At 62.7% G+C, this 16,958-nt stretch carries 15 protein-coding genes; 3 read left to right on the top strand and 12 right to left on the bottom strand.

Going from position 1 to position 16,958, the window contains the following annotated elements; all coding sequences use genetic code 11:
* Positions 1-43 precede the first annotated feature (43 nt).
* The 6 genes from PAB09_RS03960 to smpB form a co-directional block, all read right to left on the bottom strand.
* Positions 44-787, bottom strand: coding sequence for a TatD family hydrolase (locus tag PAB09_RS03960; RefSeq protein ID WP_271034762.1), 744 nt, complete (start codon positions 785-787; stop codon positions 44-46).
* Entirely contained in the window at positions 771-1,571 is an 801-nt protein-coding gene (locus PAB09_RS03955; RefSeq protein WP_271034761.1) for a tRNA threonylcarbamoyladenosine dehydratase, read from the bottom strand. Before PAB09_RS03955 ends, PAB09_RS03960 begins: the two co-directional genes overlap by 17 nt.
* A gap of 94 nt (positions 1,572-1,665) precedes the next feature.
* Positions 1,666-4,335 (bottom strand): phosphoenolpyruvate carboxylase, encoded by a 2,670-nt coding sequence (ppc, locus tag PAB09_RS03950; protein WP_271034760.1) that lies wholly within the window; start codon positions 4,333-4,335, stop codon positions 1,666-1,668.
* 369 nt (positions 4,336-4,704) lie between these two features.
* A complete protein-coding gene (locus PAB09_RS03945) occupies positions 4,705-5,166 on the bottom strand; it encodes a DUF2231 domain-containing protein (RefSeq protein WP_271034759.1) in 462 nt (153 codons plus the stop codon).
* Between the two features lie 337 nt (positions 5,167-5,503).
* Positions 5,504-7,108, bottom strand: a complete 1,605-nt coding sequence (locus PAB09_RS03940) for an aspartate:alanine exchanger family transporter (RefSeq protein ID WP_271034758.1) — start codon at positions 7,106-7,108, stop codon at positions 5,504-5,506.
* Positions 7,109-7,285: 177 nt separating this feature from the next.
* A complete protein-coding gene (gene smpB / locus PAB09_RS03935; RefSeq protein ID WP_271034757.1) occupies positions 7,286-7,789 on the bottom strand; it encodes an SsrA-binding protein SmpB in 504 nt (167 codons plus the stop codon).
* Between the two features lie 157 nt (positions 7,790-7,946).
* On the opposite strand from smpB, the gene PAB09_RS03930 reads away from it, so the two are divergent.
* Positions 7,947-9,146 (top strand): MFS transporter, encoded by a 1,200-nt coding sequence (locus tag PAB09_RS03930; RefSeq protein ID WP_271034756.1) that lies wholly within the window; start codon positions 7,947-7,949, stop codon positions 9,144-9,146.
* A 438-nt stretch (positions 9,147-9,584) separates the two neighbouring features.
* Here PAB09_RS03930 and ftsX read toward each other — a convergent pair whose 3' ends face one another.
* The 3 genes from ftsX to prfB all read right to left on the bottom strand — a co-directional run bounded on the left by ftsX (position 9,585) and on the right by prfB (position 12,379).
* Positions 9,585-10,487 (bottom strand): permease-like cell division protein FtsX, encoded by a 903-nt coding sequence (ftsX, locus tag PAB09_RS03925; protein ID WP_271034755.1) that lies wholly within the window; start codon positions 10,485-10,487, stop codon positions 9,585-9,587.
* An 8-nt stretch (positions 10,488-10,495) separates the two neighbouring features.
* Positions 10,496-11,185, bottom strand: a complete 690-nt coding sequence (ftsE, locus tag PAB09_RS03920) for a cell division ATP-binding protein FtsE (protein WP_271035259.1) — start codon at positions 11,183-11,185, stop codon at positions 10,496-10,498.
* An 87-nt stretch (positions 11,186-11,272) separates the two neighbouring features.
* Entirely contained in the window at positions 11,273-12,379 is a 1,107-nt protein-coding gene (prfB, locus tag PAB09_RS03915) for a peptide chain release factor 2 (protein ID WP_271034754.1), read from the bottom strand.
* Between the two features lie 78 nt (positions 12,380-12,457).
* On the opposite strand from prfB, the gene PAB09_RS03910 reads away from it, so the two are divergent.
* Positions 12,458-13,306, top strand: a complete 849-nt coding sequence (locus PAB09_RS03910; RefSeq protein WP_271034753.1) for an inositol monophosphatase family protein — start codon at positions 12,458-12,460, stop codon at positions 13,304-13,306.
* 82 nt (positions 13,307-13,388) lie between these two features.
* Complete coding sequence (gene hisN / locus PAB09_RS03905) at positions 13,389-14,168, top strand: histidinol-phosphatase (protein WP_271034752.1); 780 nt, start codon at positions 13,389-13,391, stop codon at positions 14,166-14,168.
* A gap of 254 nt (positions 14,169-14,422) precedes the next feature.
* On the opposite strand, the gene PAB09_RS03900 is transcribed toward hisN, so the two are convergent.
* From PAB09_RS03900 to PAB09_RS03890, 3 genes are read right to left on the bottom strand one after another with little or no spacing between them, the layout of a single operon-like run.
* Entirely contained in the window at positions 14,423-14,668 is a 246-nt protein-coding gene (locus tag PAB09_RS03900; RefSeq protein ID WP_271034751.1) for a hypothetical protein, read from the bottom strand.
* Positions 14,668-16,686, bottom strand: a complete 2,019-nt coding sequence (feoB, locus tag PAB09_RS03895; protein WP_271034750.1) for a ferrous iron transport protein B — start codon at positions 16,684-16,686, stop codon at positions 14,668-14,670. The genes PAB09_RS03900 and feoB overlap by 1 nt, the downstream gene beginning before the upstream one ends.
* The gene (locus tag PAB09_RS03890) at positions 16,683-16,934 is read right to left on the bottom strand and encodes a FeoA family protein (RefSeq protein WP_271034749.1); all 252 of its coding nucleotides are present in this window, start codon (positions 16,932-16,934) and stop codon (positions 16,683-16,685) included. The genes feoB and PAB09_RS03890 overlap by 4 nt, the downstream gene beginning before the upstream one ends.
* Between the last annotated feature and the right edge of the window lie 24 nt (positions 16,935-16,958).

The following is a 16,958-nucleotide window of genomic DNA, read 5'->3' as shown; positions in this document are numbered from 1 at the left end:
GGTCGGGACTGCGAAGGCACGTGGCCGGAAAACGTAGTCCCGCCTAGATCCCGAAAAGCCTGTGCTGGGTAGCGGTGAGGATCTCCCCGATGTCCTCGCCACGCAGCTGCGTAATGGCCTGGTAGAGCCCATTAAGCGCCCCGATGGTAGCGGCGGCGGTGTCTGCGGCATCCGCGCCCCGGGTGGCGGGGAAATCCGTCTCCAGCAGGAGCCGTTCGGCAGGCACCTGGCGGATGAAGGCGCGCCCCCGCTTGGTCTCCAGCATGCGCGGGTTCACGGAGATGTATCCCCCGGCGCGCATGAGGCGGGTAAGCTCGTCGCTCGTGCCGGAAAACCAGTGGATAACGGCGGTGGCCTGCGTCGCGGTTTCTTCGATGAGATCCACCACGGCCCCTGCGGATCGTACGGCGTGGATGGACAGTACGTGGCCTGCTGTGGCACGGCCAAGGATATGGGTAAAGACCTGGACCTGTCGCTTCTTGTTTTCGAGGTGTCTGGGGGCGAAATCAAGGCCTACCTCCCCGATGAATGAGGTGGTAGCTACCTGCGTGTCGAAGACCTCAAGCTCGCGGGCCACCTGATCGTCATCGACGATTTCCCACGGGTGAAAACCCAGCGCAAGGCGGGTGTCGTTCCGATCGTCATACCCGTCCCTTTGCGCTTGGTAGGCCGAGGGCAGCAGTGTTTGCGCGATGATCGCCACCTTGGCGTCGGAAAGCAAGGCAATCAAACGCGCGGGATCGTCGACGAAGTCGAGGTGAAAATGGGTATCAAGCAAGCTGCGCATTGCTCGCCTCAAGCGCGAGTGCCTGCTCGCGGGTGCGGAAGCGGCGCGGCGGGCGCGGCAGCGGCTCCAGGCCGGACAGGCGGCGGATAACCTTCCCAGCCAGCATTTGGCCCATTATCGGCGGCATGTAGCTCATCGACCCCAAGGACTCCCCTTTCGTGCGCGCGCCCGGCTTGCCCGGCTTCTGCGGGATCTCGGTGGAGTATAAGACCTCCACGCCCTTGATCCGTTGGGCCTTGCATTCCAGGCGCACGACCCTGGCCATCGGGCAGATCTTGGTCTTGCGGATGTTGGCAAACTCAAGCTGGGTCGGATCGAGGCGATTGGCAGCCCCCATGGAGCTGAGGTGGCGTACCCCATTGTCAGCACACCACTTCGCGATCGCCAGCTTCTGGGTGACGGTGTCGATGCAGTCGAGGACGTAGTCGGGCTGCGGGAAGGACTTCAAGACCTCCTCGACGTTGTCCGGGGTCAGGAAGCCGAAGCGGGCGGTGACCGTGCAATCCGGGTTGATCTCGTGGACCATCGTGGTCATGGCCTCGGTCTTTTTCATGCCGAGGGTGGCGGTAAAGGCCAGCGCCTGGCGATTCATGTTGGATTCCTCGACGACGTCGCCGTCCAGCAGGATCAGCGAACCCACGCCGCCGCGTGCGAGTGCCTCCGCGCACGCTGAGCCCACCCCGCCCAGGCCAATCACCATGACTGTGGAATCGGCGAGCCGGTCTAGCCCGTCGTCGCCGAGAAGAAGGAAAAGCCGGGCGAGTCTTTCGCTGCGTGGTGCCATGAGAGCGTGCCTCCCGTAAGAAGGCGCGGGGCGGACATACTGCCCTGCCCACGCCGGATCGGTCAAATCAAAACACGTCATTATAACCGGATGATTAGCCCGCGTTGCGCAACGCGGTGGCAAGACCGTTCATGGTGACCTGGATCGTCTTGGACACGAGGAAGGAATCATCACCCGCGCGGTAGCGGCGCAGCAGCTCCAGCTGGATGGCATTCAACGGCAGGAGGTAGGGGTAACGACGCTTGAGCGAGCGGGCCTGACGCTGGTTTTCCGCAGTGAGCTCCTCGTTTCCGGTGATCAGCGTGTACACCTTCTGGGTCAGTTCGAACTCTTCGGCGATGAGGGTGTAGATGCGATCGGCGATCTCCTTGTCATCGACCAGGTTCGCGTACAGGCGCGCGAGCCCGATCTCCGCCTTAGCCATCACCTGGGCCATGTTGGAGATCACCGAGCGGAAAAACGGCCACGTCTTATATAGGCCACGCAGCTGCTCTAAGCGTTCCTCGTCATCGCCGGCCCAGGCAGTAACGGCCGATCCCACCCCGAACCATCCGGGGACGTTGGTGCGCGACTGCGACCAGGACAGCACCCACGGGATGGCGCGCAGGTCCGAGATCGCGGTCGTCTGCTTGCGCGCCGCTGGGCGCGAGCCAAGGTTGAGCTCCCCGATCTCGTGCAGCGGGGTGGACTGGGTGAAGTATTCAATGAAGCCGGGGTCGCCGATGAGCTGCTTATACTTCGCCCCGGAAAGATCGGACAGCTCACGCATGATGGCGTAGGCGGCATCCGGGTCGGCGATCGGCTCGGTGTCTGTTAGCGATGCCACCAGCGCGCCGGAGACGAAGGCTTCTAGGTGCCGACGGGCGGTCTCCGGGGCGCCATACTTGGCGGAGATGACCTCGCCTTGCTCGGTGATGCGCACCGAACCCGATACCGCCCCCTTGGGCTGGGCCAGGATGGCGTCATAGGTGGGACCGCCGCCGCGGCCGACGGCGCCACCGCGGCCATGTGCCAGCCGCAGCTCGATGCCGTGCTTCTTGCACACCTCCACTAGGGCCAGCTCGGCGTCGTAGAGCGCCCAGTTTGCCTGCAGGTAGCCACCGTCCTTGTTGGAGTCGGAGTAGCCGAGCATGACCTCTTGGACATCCCCGCGTCGGCGCAGATGCTCGCGGTAGAAGGGCACCGCCCACAGCTTCTCGAGGATTCCGGCGCCCGCCTTGAGATCATCGATGGTCTCAAACAGCGGCACCACATCGACCTTGCCTAGGCCTACCTCCTTGAGCAACACCATCGGCTCCAAGATGTCGGAGACCGTGCCGGTCATCGAGATAATGCAGTGGGACACCGACTGCGGGCCGAATAGCTTCACGGCGCGCGCCGCCGCACGGAAGATGCCGAGCTCCTTTTCCGTATCCGCGCTCATCGGTTCCGCGTCCGGGAATAGCAGGGGGCGTGGGGTGCGCAGCTCGTCGACAAGCAAGGACACCTTGGCGTCCTCGCCCAAGCCGCGGTAATCGTCGACCTTGCCGGCAACGGCGAAGATCTCGGTGAGCACATTTTCGAAGGACTCGGAGTTCTGGCGCAGATCGAGGGTGTAGAGGTGGAAGCCGAAGGTGGTCACCGCCGAGCGGATGCGCGCCAAGCGATCGTCGGCGATGACGTCGTCATTGAACTGGCGCAGGGAGCGGTCGATGATGTCGAGATCATGGCGAAACTCCTTCGGCGAATCATAGGCAGAAACCGCATGCTTAGGCAGCTTGCGCGAGGGGCTTTTCTCCAGCTGCGCCAGGGTGGCCCGGATGCGATTCCGGATGCCGTAGATCGCGCGGCGATAGGGCTCGTCCACCCGCGATTCCCAGTCGTTGTGGGCGGCCTCGGCCAGCTCCAACAGCTCCTTGGAGCAGGAGGAGTAGCGATCGGACAGGCTCAGCTCCCGCTCGAGCTCGCCAAGCTCATCCTCGTAGAAGCGCAGGACGGTCTTTGCCGCCTTGCGGGTGGCGTAGGTGACGGTATCGGCGTTGACGTAGGGGTTACCGTCATGGTCACCGCCGATCCACGAGCCGGGGCGCACCACGGGGACGTCGGCAAGCTGCATGCCGAAGGTGTCGCGCATATTGTGGCGGATCGCCCGGTTTAAGGCTGGCACCTGGTCGAGAAGGGAGAGCTTGTAGTAGCGCAGTCCCACGTCGACCTCGTCTTCCAAGGTGGGGCGGGCGATGCGGATGAGCGCGGTCTGCCACAGCAAGGTAATGCGCAGGTACATCTCCTTTTCGATGCGCTCCATGTCCCCGCCGCGGTGCGCCTCCTTCAACAACTCCTTGATGCGGTTTTGGGTGTCGAACACCGTGCGACGCCGGGTTTCGGTGGGGTGCGCGGTCAACACCGGCGCCACCTGGGCGCCTCGGATCACCGCCGCGGCCTGGGCACCGGTCACCCCGGCATCCTTGAGCTTGGCGAAGGTCTTGCGCAGGCTCACCGGCGCCTCTACCGATTCATCATCGAGGTCCTCGGCGAGATTGGCGATCAGCGCGAAGTAGCAAAAGGAACGTGCGACCAGGTTGGTCTTGGTGATATCAAGGTCGCGGAAGATGTCCATGAGGTCCTGCGGGCGGGCGTCGCCGTGGGCGATGTCGAAGGCCATTCGACGGGTGGACTCCACCAGGTCAAAGACATCTTCGCCTTCTTGCTGGGCGATGACCTTGCCCAGCACCCGGCCCAATAGACGAATGTCTTCCCGAACCTGATCTGCATTGCTCACCGTCATAGCCCCTTTGCTGTGTGAAGTGGTGTCATTTCTTTGCTCATGGTCAGCCGCGAGACGTTCCCGGAGACCACGCCTGTCGCCTTTTTCAATGTGTCGCGCAGGTCACTTTAGCGCATGTTTAAAACTTAGAACACCAACGGCGAGTGGAGGGGGAAAACCACATCCACCCACCACTATCACACCATTTAGGGTGGCAGTCAGCCCCTCTTTCCACGGGTCGCGATAGTATGCGCTCCCCTGGGAGACTGAACCGTCCTCTTTTGCACCCCGCTCCGCTCCACGGCACTGCCCTTTCCCTCCCAAAAGGCAGAATTCCAGCCTCCCTCCTCGGTGAGGGCGGCCGGAAGGCTGGGACTACGCTAGGTCAAGCTAGTTGCTCCAGACTTGAACTGCTCCTTCGTGGCCGGTCATGACGGCAGTAATCACCACAGCCACCGCGGCGATGGCACCTACGACATGAAGCACACGAACGACGGTGGCGGCGCCCGACTCGTTCTTCCAGAAACGCGGCAGGAATGCTGCCACCAGAACACAGGCAACCAGGACAATGACGGCTCCAGTCATGTAGTTCGCATACATGGCGTGGTCGGCGATGGGACCCGGGTCCTCCTCACTAAATCCCTGGGCGGACAACAGCCCCTCACCGGTAGAGCGGGCGAGGATGAGAGCAAAGAAGGAAACTACCGCGAGGCTGACATTGGTCCACCACCAGGTCATCGTGGCCGGACGGAAGATGGAGACGATGAAGACAATGGCCGCCACCGGAATGGCGACGACGGCCAGGTGGACGAACAGTGGGTGGGCGGGGATCCCGCCGATGTTTTCGAGCATGCTTGGAAGCTATCGCGCAACAGACACCGCGGCAACAAAAGTTCGGCTATCCAAACAACCCAGCGGATCCGCGAAATACCAGGTCATGCCTCTTTAGTTAACCATGCAGCTACCCACAATTATTTTGACATTCATCAAAGTATTTATATTTGTGTCGAAGCAGGTGCCCCACTATTGACGCTCAACACTCCCCCGCGGCTTTCTTAAACCTCCTATCCACGAGCACGGGCACCGCTGCCCCATCGTCAGCAGGTCCAGTCCTGATTTCCTCATTACAGATACCACTGCCCATGCGAAGCTGCTTCCCTGCTGAAAACAACCATGGGCCGGTACCCACCTAGGCCAGCAGTGCCAGCATGTGCGTCACGAGGATCTTCGCGATCATCGCCGCCGGGTACACCATCGCGTAGCCGAGCTCGACGCGCGGATCCGCGCCGGTGCGGTTGTTGGCGAAGGCCAAGATCGCTGGTTGGGTCTGCGCGCCGCCGAGGATGCCTGCGGTCTTGGTGGCCCCGATGCGGCAGAACCTGCGCATGACTACAGCCACCCCGGCAGCAACCAACGCGGTAATGAGCACCCCGAGGAGCAAGATCTTCCACCAGGCATCGGTGGCAAAGGCGTGCCGGATGTGGCCGCCGGCGTTGGTGCCCGCCTGCGCAAGGAACATCAAGAGTCCAAGCTCGGCGAGCACGGTGTTCGCCGAATGCGGCAAGGCGGTAATGAGCTTGCCAATCCTGCCGACCCGACCCATGATCAAGGCCACGATGAGCACACCAGCGGCAGCGCCCAGACTCAAGGAGATCCCGCCCGGCAGCGGGATGGTCCAGTGACCGATGACAATTCCGGCCGCGAGGCCAAGTCCGAGAGAAATGGGGTTGATATCGGTAAGGCCTTGGGAGGAATCCCCGAGGAAGGCAGAGATCTCCGGCAGCGCCTCCGCCGGGGCGACCACCCGCACGCGGTCGCCGAGTTCTACCGCGTAGTCCGGCACGGCAACCTTGTCTTGGTCGCCGCGGCGCACTCGGGAAATGCGGGCACCCCAGCGGCTGGTCAGTTCCTTGTTCAACTCATCGATGGTGTGCCCGGCCAGCTGGTGTTGGGAGATGGTGATCCGCCGAAAGTCGAGTTCGTGGCGGTCGGATGTCAGTGTCTGCGGCGACTCCCTACCTGCGGCATGCAGGATCGCATCGAGGAAGCGTGGGGAACCCACGAGGGTGATCACGTCGCCGGGGTGCAGGATGTCGAACTGCCCGGGGATCTCCACCTCGTTGCTGCCCACGCGGCGCAGGCGGGTGACCTGTACGCCGTTAGAACCGATGTCGAAGACCTCCGCCACGCTGATGCCGCCCGGGCGGGTGACCTGCATGTTGATCTGGACCACGGGGGCGGCGGTGTCGTCGTCAAGCCCGGCGCCGCGCAGCACCAACACGGTGGCGATCATCATTCCGATGACGCCAAAAAGGTAGGCCACGGCGTAGCCCACGGTCGCCTGGGTGGGATCTCCCGTTGCCTCGGAGGCGGCCGCCAACGCCGGGGTGTTGGTCATGGCGCCGGCGAAGGTACCCGCGATCATGGCCGCATCCAGGCCGAATACGAAACTGCCCACGCCCCAGGCGGCGATGGCCGCGAGAATAAACACCCCGACCATTCCCAGCACCGGCCCGGTAGCATTCTTCAGCGACTGGAAGAAGGTCACGCCTGAGTTGTTGCCGATGCCGAAGGCGAAAAGCACCAGGCCCAGCGTGCCCACCAGCGGGGGCAGGCTTACTTCAACGCCAAGACTCGTTGCGAGCGCGGAAAAGGCGATGCCCAGAAACAGTACGGCGGCCGCCCCAAGGCTGATGCCACGGATCTTGATCCCGCCGAAGGCCATTCCGGCACCGATGAGCAGGAATACTAAAAGGACGGGTTGATCGGCAAGAAAGTGAAGAAGAGGGGTCACGAATTTCACCATGTGTCGAAGCGTCGATACCACCGACGGTGGCGTCGCGGCGCATGCTTTGTGGGCGCGCCTTCTACCGCCTTTGAGTCTAGCGATGTCAGACATCACGCGGGCGCCCATCGGATGAGCTCACACCCCTTAGCACCCCAGCACCCCGGGCTCCCCGGCGCTTGTGTCCTATCCCTGGATTCCCTTGACCCGGCGGCCGAGCTCGCGGGTGATCTCACGCTCCTGCGTGCGACGCTTGATGTCCTGGCGCTTGTCATAATCCTGCTTGCCCTGGGCAAGACCCAGCTCCAGCTTCAGGCGGCCGTCCTTGAAGTAGAGCTTGAGCGGGATGAGCGTCTTGTTGCCGTCACGCACCTTGCCCATCAGCGAGTCGATCTCGCGGCGGTGGAGCAGCAGCTTGCGGGTGCGCTTGGGCGAATGGTTGGTCCAGTGCCCCATCGAGTACTCCGGGATGTGGAGGTTGCGCAGCCACACTTCGCCGTCGTCGATGGTGGCAAAGGCATCGGTCAGCGAAGCCTTGCCTTCGCGCAGGCTCTTGACCTCCGTGCCTACCAGCACAACACCGCATTCATAGGTTTCGAGGATCTTGTACTCGTGCCGGGCCTTGCGGTTGGTGGCTACTACGGGATCCTTGCCACCTGCGCCCGAGTTCTTCTTATTCTTCTTGGCCATGATGAGTTCATAGTACTGATTACCTGTAGTTAACCCAATCTCCGCTAAGGTTGGTTGGCCGGGGCGATTCTACGGATACTCCTGGCCCATGCGCTGCGGCCACCCGATTTTCTTCGCTTCCCTTCCTTCACGCCGAAACACCGGACCTTCATCGCCTTTGAACACCTTGTTTCGTGAGCGCAACACGCTCGCCTTGTTTTCTGCCATGCTCGTTGCCGCGATCGGCAAGGGCGTGTATTTATCCACCTCGGTGATCTTCTTGCTCACCGTGGTTGGGCTCAGCCCCGCGCAGGTGGGCGTGGGCACCTCCGCCGCCGCGGTGGCGGGTCTGGTGTGCAGCTTCCCGGCCGGGGTGATCGCCGACCGGATCGGGCAAAAGCCGACGATGTTTGTGCTCATGCTCATTGAGTCGGTATTCATGGCTTCCTTCGCCTTGACCACCAGTTTTTGGCATTTCGTGATCAGTATCTGCTGCTTTAGCGCGGCGTTTACCGCCTCCTTCCCGGTCACCCAGTCGATCGTTGCGGTGATCACCACCGAAAAGGTCAAGGCCATGGCGGTGATCTTGGCTCTGCGCAACCTAGGCATCGGCCTGGGCTCGATCATCGCTATCCCGTTTCTCAACTCCGGCGACGCCCACCTGGGAAGGTTGATCCTCGGGCTGGTGGCGGCATGCATGGCGGTATCCCTCATTGGTATCGCGCTGATCAAGGCGCCACGGCAAGTTCATGCTCAGCCGCTGAGCTCGGCTTTCGTTGCTTTGAGGGACGTTCGCTTTGCCACGTTGGCGTTGCTGGTCAACGTGCCCACTTTTGTCATTCACATCATGCTCATCGGCATGCCGTTGTGGATCACTACCACAGACATCCTGCCGCACAGTTTCGTTTCGTGGGGTTTGGTTATCAATACCGCCGTCATGGTGCTAGCACAGGTCCCGATCACGAGCCTGGTCACCAATCTTCGCCGCGCGCAGTGGGCGCTGTATGGCGCGGGGCTGGGCCTGCTTGTTTGTTGCGGTTTGCTCGGCGCCGGTTTGCTTTCCGACGCCTACCGCAGCCTCGTCATCATCTGCTTTGTGGTGGTGACCGTGTTGGCGGTGACGGAATGCGCGCAGACCTCCGCGTCCTGGACAATTTCTTATGCCTTCGCCCCAGCGGAGCAGCGCACCACCTACCTGGCCTTGTTCAACATGTCCTTTTCGGTTGTGGAGATCATCGCCCCGTTGGTCATCACCACGTGGGTCATGGATGCAGGCGCGACCGGCTGGTGGGTCTTGGGCATCATTCTCCTCATCATCACCGTCATCGCTGGTGTATTCTCCGGGCGCAGGCAGCAGCCGCAGCCGGGCCTTGCTTGAGGCGTCATCGCGCTAGCTGTGTCTGGGTAATGACGATTTAGGTCGGTGTGAAACAGCCACAGCTGTGGCGAGACCGATCCTCCCAGGCCTGCCATGGGAAGTGGCACTGCAAGGACCGTCGTTGGCAGGGCCCGCGCCAGCAACCACTTCACCTCGTCGGAAAGCAAGAAAACCGAACCCGGACGTGGGGAAACGGCGAGGAAACAGCGAGGAAACGGTGCCCAGACATCAAGGAGCAAGCCAACGCTGACGGGCGGTGTTAGAAAACGGTGCTGCTGGGTGGCTGAAGGTCATGGGTTGCCTACCAGCGGTCCAAAAAGAGAGTCCTTTTCAACCACTACACACGACCTACTTCACGCGAGCCCGTGGCCAGAAAAGTCCCGGCAGGCATTGCGCCTTTCGGGACTCATGAGTGCTGGTACGTTTTGGGGTTAAGCCCTATTTTCGCACGTAGAAGCGCAGGGTTGCCTGGGCCACCAACCCTGCGAAAACCACGCCCACGATGCCCACGAGGGGTGCTATCGTCCAGATGTCGGCGTTGGTGATCGGGGCGATGAGCTGGGCTTGGTAGAGGTTGTGCAAGGTGGAGTCGACGACCCAGGTCTTGCCGATAAACAGGCCCGCGGCGGACAATACCGCGCCGATGATCGCGGCCATGACCGCCTCAATAACGAAGGGGGCTTGGGTGTACCAGCGGGAGGCGCCGACCATGCGCATGATCTCAATCTCGCGGCGGCGGTTGAAAGCGGCGATCTGCACCATATTCGCGATGAGGAAGATGGCGGCGATGGTCTGCACCGCCGCGAAAAGGAACGTGGCGTTGCGGATCGAATCCAGGTTGTCGGTGGCAGCGCGCAGGTCATCGGCCTGATCGACGACGTCGACCACCTGGTCCATATCCGCGATGCCCTCCAGCGGGGACACATCCAGCGGGTCTTCAAGGCGCACGTGCAGGGCAGCCGGGAGCGCCTCGGGGCTGGTCTCCTCCACCAGTTTCGGATCGGTGTCCTGGAAGACCTCCACGAAACGCTCGTAGGTGCGCTCGCGCGAGTAATACTCGACGGATGTCACCCCAGGGGCATCCTCGAGCTTGTCCTTGACTTCCTTACAGGAGGCCGTGGAACAGTCATCGTCGCTGCCGGAAATGTCCTCATCCAACTGCACCATGACCTCAACGCGGCCGAGGTAGATGTCTTTGGTTTTCTCGGTCATGTTGGTGACCAAGAAGCCCGTCGTTAGCAGCGCCAAGGAGATGGCGGTGGTGATCACCAAAGCGATCGTCATGGTGATGTTACGGCCAAGCCCGGAGATGGCCTGGCGAAAAACGTATCCAAGTCCCATGATCTCTCCTAGTGTGTCTCGCCGTAGACGCCGTGGGCATCGTCGCGAACGAGCTTGCCCAGCTTGAGCTCGATGACTCGCTTGCGCATGTCGTTGACTGCGCGCGCATTGTGGGTGGACATCACCACGGTGGTGCCACCGCGGTTGATCTGGTTCAACAGCACCATGATTTCGTTGGAGGTATCCGGGTCGAGATTGCCGGTGGGTTCGTCGGCAAGCAGAACCAAGGGCTTATTCACGGTCGCGCGGGCAATGGCCACACGCTGCTGCTCACCGCCAGACAGCTCCTGGGGCATGCGGGTGGCCTTGGATGCCAACCCGACCATTTCCAGGGTCTCGGGAACCAGCGTGGCGATCGCGTCCCGCTTCGTGCCGATCACCTCCAAGGCAAAGGCCACGTTGTCGTAGACGTTCTTATTCTGCAGGAGGCGGAAGTCCTGGAAGACGTAGCCGATCTTTTGGCGCAGCTGGTTGATCTGGCGGCCGCGCAACGTGTTGACGTGGAAGTCGGCGATGCGAATATCGCCGCTGGTGACATTGGTTTCCCGGATGAGCAGCTGCAGGAACGTGGACTTGCCGGAGCCCGACGGGCCGATAAGAAAGACGAATTCACCCTTGCCGATGCTCAAGGTGATCTCATCCAGCGCTGGGCGCGTGGACGTCTTGTACAGCTTGGTGACTTTATCGAAGATGATCATGGCGTCGGTGACGCTACCCACGGCATTCACGGTGTCCCCGTTTCCTTTTGGCATGTAGTCCTGGCTTTCGTCGGGATGCGTGTCAGCCTACTCGGCGTTGGCCTGCTCGGACATGCGCCAGCGAATGCCCTCCTCCAAGAACTTGTCGATGTCGCCATCGAGCACCTTGGAGGGATCGTTGACCTCATAACCGGTGCGCAGGTCTTTGACCATCTGGTATGGGTGCAAGACGTAGGAACGCATCTGGTTGCCCCAGGAGGCGTTACCACCTGCGCCCAGGGCGTCGAGCTCGGCGCGTTCTTCTTGGCGCTTGCGCTCGAGCAGTTTGGCCTGCAGCACGCGCATGGCCGACGCCTTGTTCTGGATCTGGGACTTCTCGTTCTGACAGGTCACCACGATGCCCGTCGGGATGTGTGTCAGGCGCACCGCGGAGTCCGTGGTGTTCACAGACTGTCCGCCAGGACCAGAAGAGCGATAGACGTCCACGCGCACCTCGGAATCGGGGATGTCGATGTGGTCGGTCTGCTCTACCACCGGCAGCACCTCCACCTCGGCGAAGGAGGTCTGGCGGCGGGCCTGGTTGTCGAAGGGGCTGATACGCACCAGGCGGTGCGCGCCCTGCTCCACCGACAGGGTGCCATACATGTAATCGCCGTGGACGACGAAGGTGGCGGACTTGATGCCAGCCTCCTCGGCGTAGGAAATGTCGTAGATGTCGACCTTGTGGCCATTTTTCTCAGCCCAGCGGGTGTACATGCGCATGAGCATCTCCGCCCAGTCGGCAGCCTCGACGCCGCCGGCGCCCGAGCGGATGGAAATCACGGCCTCGCGGGCATCGTACTCGCCCGAGAGCATGGTCTTGACCTCGAGCGCTTCGATCTCCTCGCGCAGCTCGGCAAGTTCTTCGTCGGCAAGCTCGGTGCCTTCGCCTTCTTCCTCGGCGAGCTCGTACATGACCGGCATGTCATTCAGGCGATCGCGTAGGCCGCTGAGCTTCTTCAGCTGCGCCTGCACGCTGGACAGCTCGGTGGTCACCCGCTGGGCGTGTTCCGGATCGTCCCACAGGCTGGGGTCGGCCGCCTGCGCCTCGAGCTCACGCACGCGCAAGGCCATCTCCTCGGGGTCCATGACCTTTTCGATTGAGGTTAGTGTGGTGTCGAGCTTGTCCAACGCTGCTGAGGTTTCCGGTCGCATGAACATACATCTTACTTACATGCGCAATGTGTCACCCATGCCGGTGCGCGGTTTGGCCGATGTTGCACAATAGAGGGCATGAGCAATCAGGCTGCATCCTTCAACGACATGATCGCAACGATTACGAAGACCTTTGCCATCGCCCACGAGAAAGACTCCGACGAGCACCTTGCCCAAGCCTTGGTCTACAACGCCGGGCGCTTGGCCTGGCGCATGCGCGAGCAGGGGGTCACTGTCGACCAGAAGACCTCAGTGTCGGATGTGGTCACCGACGCCGATCGGGCGGCCGAGCACTTCGTGGCGGGTGCGCTGGAATTGCTGCGCCCCGAAGACGGCGTGCTCGGCGAGGAGGGCGCCTCCCGCCCGTCCGCCAGCGGGCGCACGTGGGTGATCGACCCCGTCGATGGCACCTACAACTTCAGCACCGGTTCCGATTATTGGTGCTCCGCGGTAGCCCTTGTCGAAGGCGATCCCGAAGACCCCAGCACCTTGTACTTCGGCGCGGTGCACCGCCCGGCGATGGGTTATACCTGGTTCGGCGGCCCTGAGATTCCCACTACTCGCGATGGACAGCCGGTCGCCGGTATCACCGACGCCGCTCCTGCGACCTCGAGCCTGGGCACCTACCTGCACCCCAACTACCTGGCCGATGACGCGCTGACCCAGGCGTGGCTGAAGGTGGCAGGGCTGTTTGCGACCTGGCGCATGCTTGGCGCGGGCTCGGTGGATTTGGGCTCGGTCGCCGATTCCACCTTGGGGGCGTGGATGCAGCACACCGTGGCCGCGTGGGATTGGCTGCCCGGACGCGCTCTCGTGGAGGGCGCTGGCGGCACCTGCGCAAAGATCGAGGCAGGCGGCGTTACCTGGTGTGTTGCCGGTAGCGCCCGCACCGTCGACGAGATCCGCCAGGTCCTCGCCTCCTCCTAGCCGCACCGCGACGGCGGGCCTTCGGCTTTGTGTACTTCCTGCGTTTGTTTTCCTTGACTACCCGTTTTCCCTAGGAGCCAACATGTCCTATTCCGATGATCTCGCCTTCGCCCTCCGCCTCGCCGAGCTTGCCGACGCCCACACGCTTGCCCGCTTCGAGGCCTCAGACCTGCGCGTGGATTCCAAGCCCGATATGACCCCGGTCTCGGACGCAGACATCGCCACCGAGAAACTGCTGCGCGAGGCAATCGCCCAGGATCGCCCAGGTGATGCCATTCTGGGAGAGGAGTTCGGCGGCGACGTTGCCCTCACTGGGCGCCAGTGGATCATCGACCCCATCGATGGCACCAAGAATTACGTGCGGGGCGTGCCGGTGTGGGCAACGCTGATCGCCCTGCTTGTCGACGGCCGACCGGTCGTGGGCGTGGTGTCCGCACCGGCACTGGCGCGCCGCTGGTGGGCGGCCGAAGGCGCGGGGGCCTACCGCAGCTTCAACGGAAGCACCCCGCGCCAGCTGCACGTTTCGGCGGTCTCCAAGATCAAGGACGCCTCGGTGTCCTTCTCCTCCCTCGACGGCTGGCGCGACCGTGAACTATTACCGGGTTTTCTGGGGCTTTCCGACGACACCTGGCGCCTGCGCGGCTTCGGCGACTTCTTCTCCTACTGCTTGGTTGCCGAGGGCGCAGTCGACATCGCCGCCGAGCCGGAGGTCTCCCTGTGGGACTTGGCAGCACTGTCGATCATCGTGACCGAGGCGGGCGGAAAGTTCACCTCCCTCGCCGGCGTGGACGGCCCTCACGGCGGCGACGCCCTGGCCACCAACGGCCTGCTTCACGACGAGGTCCGCGCGCGGCTGAGCTAATCCCTGCTGCTTTTCGAACCACGGCCTGGGGGCTTCACATTTGCGGTCGAATAGGCGCGGTCGAATAGGCGCGGTTTTTATACCACCCCGGGGTATTTTTGGCAGCCTTTTCGACCGACTCCTATCGACCGCAAATGTGAAGCCCAGGGATCCGCGGGCTCCCCGCCCCCTCTGGTGCCAGGAGATGAGAAAAAAACCCACAGCAACTGCTGTGGGCGGGTGACCGCGGGACTGTAGACGTCGGCAAGCAAAAACTAGGATGGCGGGCGAAGCTGCAACGTCAGCAACTGCTTGGAACCGCAAGAATTGGCCACCGCACAGCTGGAGCAATGGCCGTTCGTACCGCAGCTGGGGGCATCGGCGGCCAGGAGACCGTCGCGCTTGAAGTGCTCGAGCAGCGTCGCCACCATCGTCTCACGCAGGCCGGTGGCCGAAGCGATCGAGGCGGCGGTGGTGTGGCCTTCGCGTATCGCGCCGAGCACGGCGGTTGCTGGCTTCATCAGAACCAGATCCGCAGCAGGTTGAAGACGGCTACGGCCAGGACCCAGGCTGTGACCAGCTCGACACCCACGGCAAACCCGGTCCAGCGCCAGCCAATCTCTCGCTTGAGGGCAGCCAGCGTGGCCACACACGGGGTATACGCCAGCAAGAACACCATAAACGCCCAGATCGCGGCGATCGGATGCCCGCCGGAGGCCCCATGGAAATCGGCGCGGATGGCGTCGGCCAGCGGAGAGACGGACTGCTCAGCGGCGGATTGCTCGCTGACATCATCGAGCGCGTAGGTCTGCGCCCAGGTGGAGATCACCGCCTCCTTGGCGATAAAGCCGGTCACCAGGGTGCCCGTGATCGACCAGGAGTCGAATCCCGCCGGCGCAAACACCGGCGACACCGCCTGCGAGATCTCGCCGTAGACGCTTTCAGACACCGGCAGGTTCTCGTCAGCGAAGGAATACTCGGTGGTCATAGGCGTCGATTGCAGGGCAAACACCGCAGCCACGCACACGACGATAATGCCACCGGCGGTCTTGAGGAAGCCTTTCACGCGCGTCCAGGTCACACTCGCCGCCAGGCGCAATCCCGGCAGCTGGTAGACCGGCAGGTCGATGACCAGCGCCTCGGTGCCCATCGTGCGCCATAGGAGTTTTCGGAAAACCCAGCCCATGGCAACGATCAGCCCAATCGAGATGAGGTACATGGCAAAAACCACCGTTCCCGATGCTCCGGGAAAGAAGGTCGCAGCGAGCATGGCGTAGACGGTCAGGCGTGCCGAGCAGGAGGCAAAAGGAACCAGCAGCGCGGTCATGATTCGGTGGTCGCGCTGGGCGAGCACGCGGGTGGAGGCGATCGCCGGGACGTTGCAGCCAAATCCGACGACGATGGGAATAAAGGCCTTGCCGGGCAGCCCGATGGCCTTCATCACCCGGTCGGTGACCACCGCGGCGCGTGCCATGTAGCCGGAATCCTCGAGCACGGCCAGGCACAAAAACATGAGCGCCATCAGCGGCGCAAAGCTCAAGACGGTGCCCACACCCACGAAGAGGCCATCGATGAGCAAGCCGGTGACCAGCGGAGTATCAAGGTGCAGCAGGCCCAGCAGCGAACGAGTCCAGTCCGACAGGGGGCCTTCGAAAAAGCCGGAGACCAGGTCCTGGATCGGCGCGGCGACGGTGGTGGTTATCTGGAAGACCAGCCACATCACGGCCAAAAATAGCAGCGGGCCTGCCACCGGGTGCAAGGCAACGCGGTCGATCTTTTCCGTCACGCTGCTTGCTGGCGCCTGCCCCAGGGTTACCGCCTGCTCGGTGGCATTTTCGATCCACGCATAGCGGTCGTCGATCAGCTCAAACTCGTCCTGGCTTGCGCTTGCTTTCCGACGCCAAGGTTCCCGAGCAAGAGCAACCTCGACAGCCTCCTCGACCTGCTCGAGACCCTTGCGGTGGCGCGGGTCGACGACCACGACCGGGCAGCCGATCGCCTGCTCGAGGGATGCAGCATCCAGCTCCTGGCCTGCGGCACGGGCCACATCATCCTTGGTAATCACCACAACCACGCGGTGGCGCGACTCCAACAGCTGCGCCACCATGTACAAGCCGCGCTCGAGGCTTGCCGAGTCGACCGCGACAATGACCACGTCGGGGCGATCCTCCGGCGCCGCCTCCACGATCATCGCGCGGGTGAAGGCCTCGTCGGGGCTGTGGGCATCGAGCGAATAGGCGCCGGGAAAGTCAATGAGGTCAAAGGTGCGCGTAGAGATGGTCCACGCACCGCGGGCGATCTCCACGCTGGTGCCCGGCCAGTTGCCCATCTGCACCCGCGCGCCCGTCAGGCCATTGAACAGGGTGGATTTTCCCGAGTTCGGGGCGCCGATGAGCCCGATGATGGGTGAGTCTTTCGGCGCGATCTTCAGGCCGGTATCCGAGCACTTACAGGTTGCAAAGTCATTGCCGCACGGCGTGGGGGCTATGGCCAGCTCCTCGGCGCCGGAACCTGTGGCGTTGGGTGTTGGCGCACTCATGACAGGACTTCCACCCCGATGCGCGCAGCCGTGCTGCGATCGATGGCATAGCGGGTGGAGCGCTTCTTGATGATCAGCCCGCCGCCAGCGATGCGCTGGGTGACGCTGAAGGTGGAACCCGGGCGGATGCCCAGCTCGGCCAACCGGCGACGCTGGCTGGGATCCATGCACTCATCAATGTCACACACGCGACACGCCCCTCCGACGCAGATCGAGTCCAAGGAGCCTGTTTGCAGTGCGGTAGTCATGTGTTGGAACTTTCTTCCCTGCCT

Origin of the sequence: Corynebacterium sp. SCR221107, assembly GCF_027886475.1 — a bacterium.
GTDB lineage: Bacteria > Actinomycetota > Actinomycetes > Mycobacteriales > Mycobacteriaceae > Corynebacterium.
The sequence above is the reverse complement of the archived record's forward strand: the minus strand, read 5'-3'. Positions and strand labels throughout refer to the sequence as shown.

Coding starts and splice junctions, on each gene's coding strand:
- feoB (WP_271034750.1), bottom strand. CDS start 16,686: ATGAGTGCGCCAACACCCAACGCCACAGGTTCCGGCGCCGAGGAGCTG.
- PAB09_RS03910 (WP_271034753.1), top strand. CDS start 12,458: ATGAGCAATCAGGCTGCATCCTTCAACGACATGATCGCAACGATTACG.
- PAB09_RS03900 (WP_271034751.1), bottom strand. CDS start 14,668: ATGAAGCCAGCAACCGCCGTGCTCGGCGCGATACGCGAAGGCCACACC.
- PAB09_RS03960 (WP_271034762.1), bottom strand. CDS start 787: ATGCGCAGCTTGCTTGATACCCATTTTCACCTCGACTTCGTCGACGAT.
- ftsX (WP_271034755.1), bottom strand. CDS start 10,487: ATGGGACTTGGATACGTTTTTCGCCAGGCCATCTCCGGGCTTGGCCGT.
- prfB (WP_271034754.1), bottom strand. CDS start 12,379: ATGCGACCGGAAACCTCAGCAGCGTTGGACAAGCTCGACACCACACTA.
- PAB09_RS03890 (WP_271034749.1), bottom strand. CDS start 16,934: ATGACTACCGCACTGCAAACAGGCTCCTTGGACTCGATCTGCGTCGGA.
- smpB (WP_271034757.1), bottom strand. CDS start 7,789: ATGGCCAAGAAGAATAAGAAGAACTCGGGCGCAGGTGGCAAGGATCCC.
- hisN (WP_271034752.1), top strand. CDS start 13,389: ATGTCCTATTCCGATGATCTCGCCTTCGCCCTCCGCCTCGCCGAGCTT.
- ppc (WP_271034760.1), bottom strand. CDS start 4,335: ATGACGGTGAGCAATGCAGATCAGGTTCGGGAAGACATTCGTCTATTG.
- ftsE (WP_271035259.1), bottom strand. CDS start 11,185: ATGATCATCTTCGATAAAGTCACCAAGCTGTACAAGACGTCCACGCGC.
- PAB09_RS03955 (WP_271034761.1), bottom strand. CDS start 1,571: ATGGCACCACGCAGCGAAAGACTCGCCCGGCTTTTCCTTCTTCTCGGC.
- PAB09_RS03945 (WP_271034759.1), bottom strand. CDS start 5,166: ATGCTCGAAAACATCGGCGGGATCCCCGCCCACCCACTGTTCGTCCAC.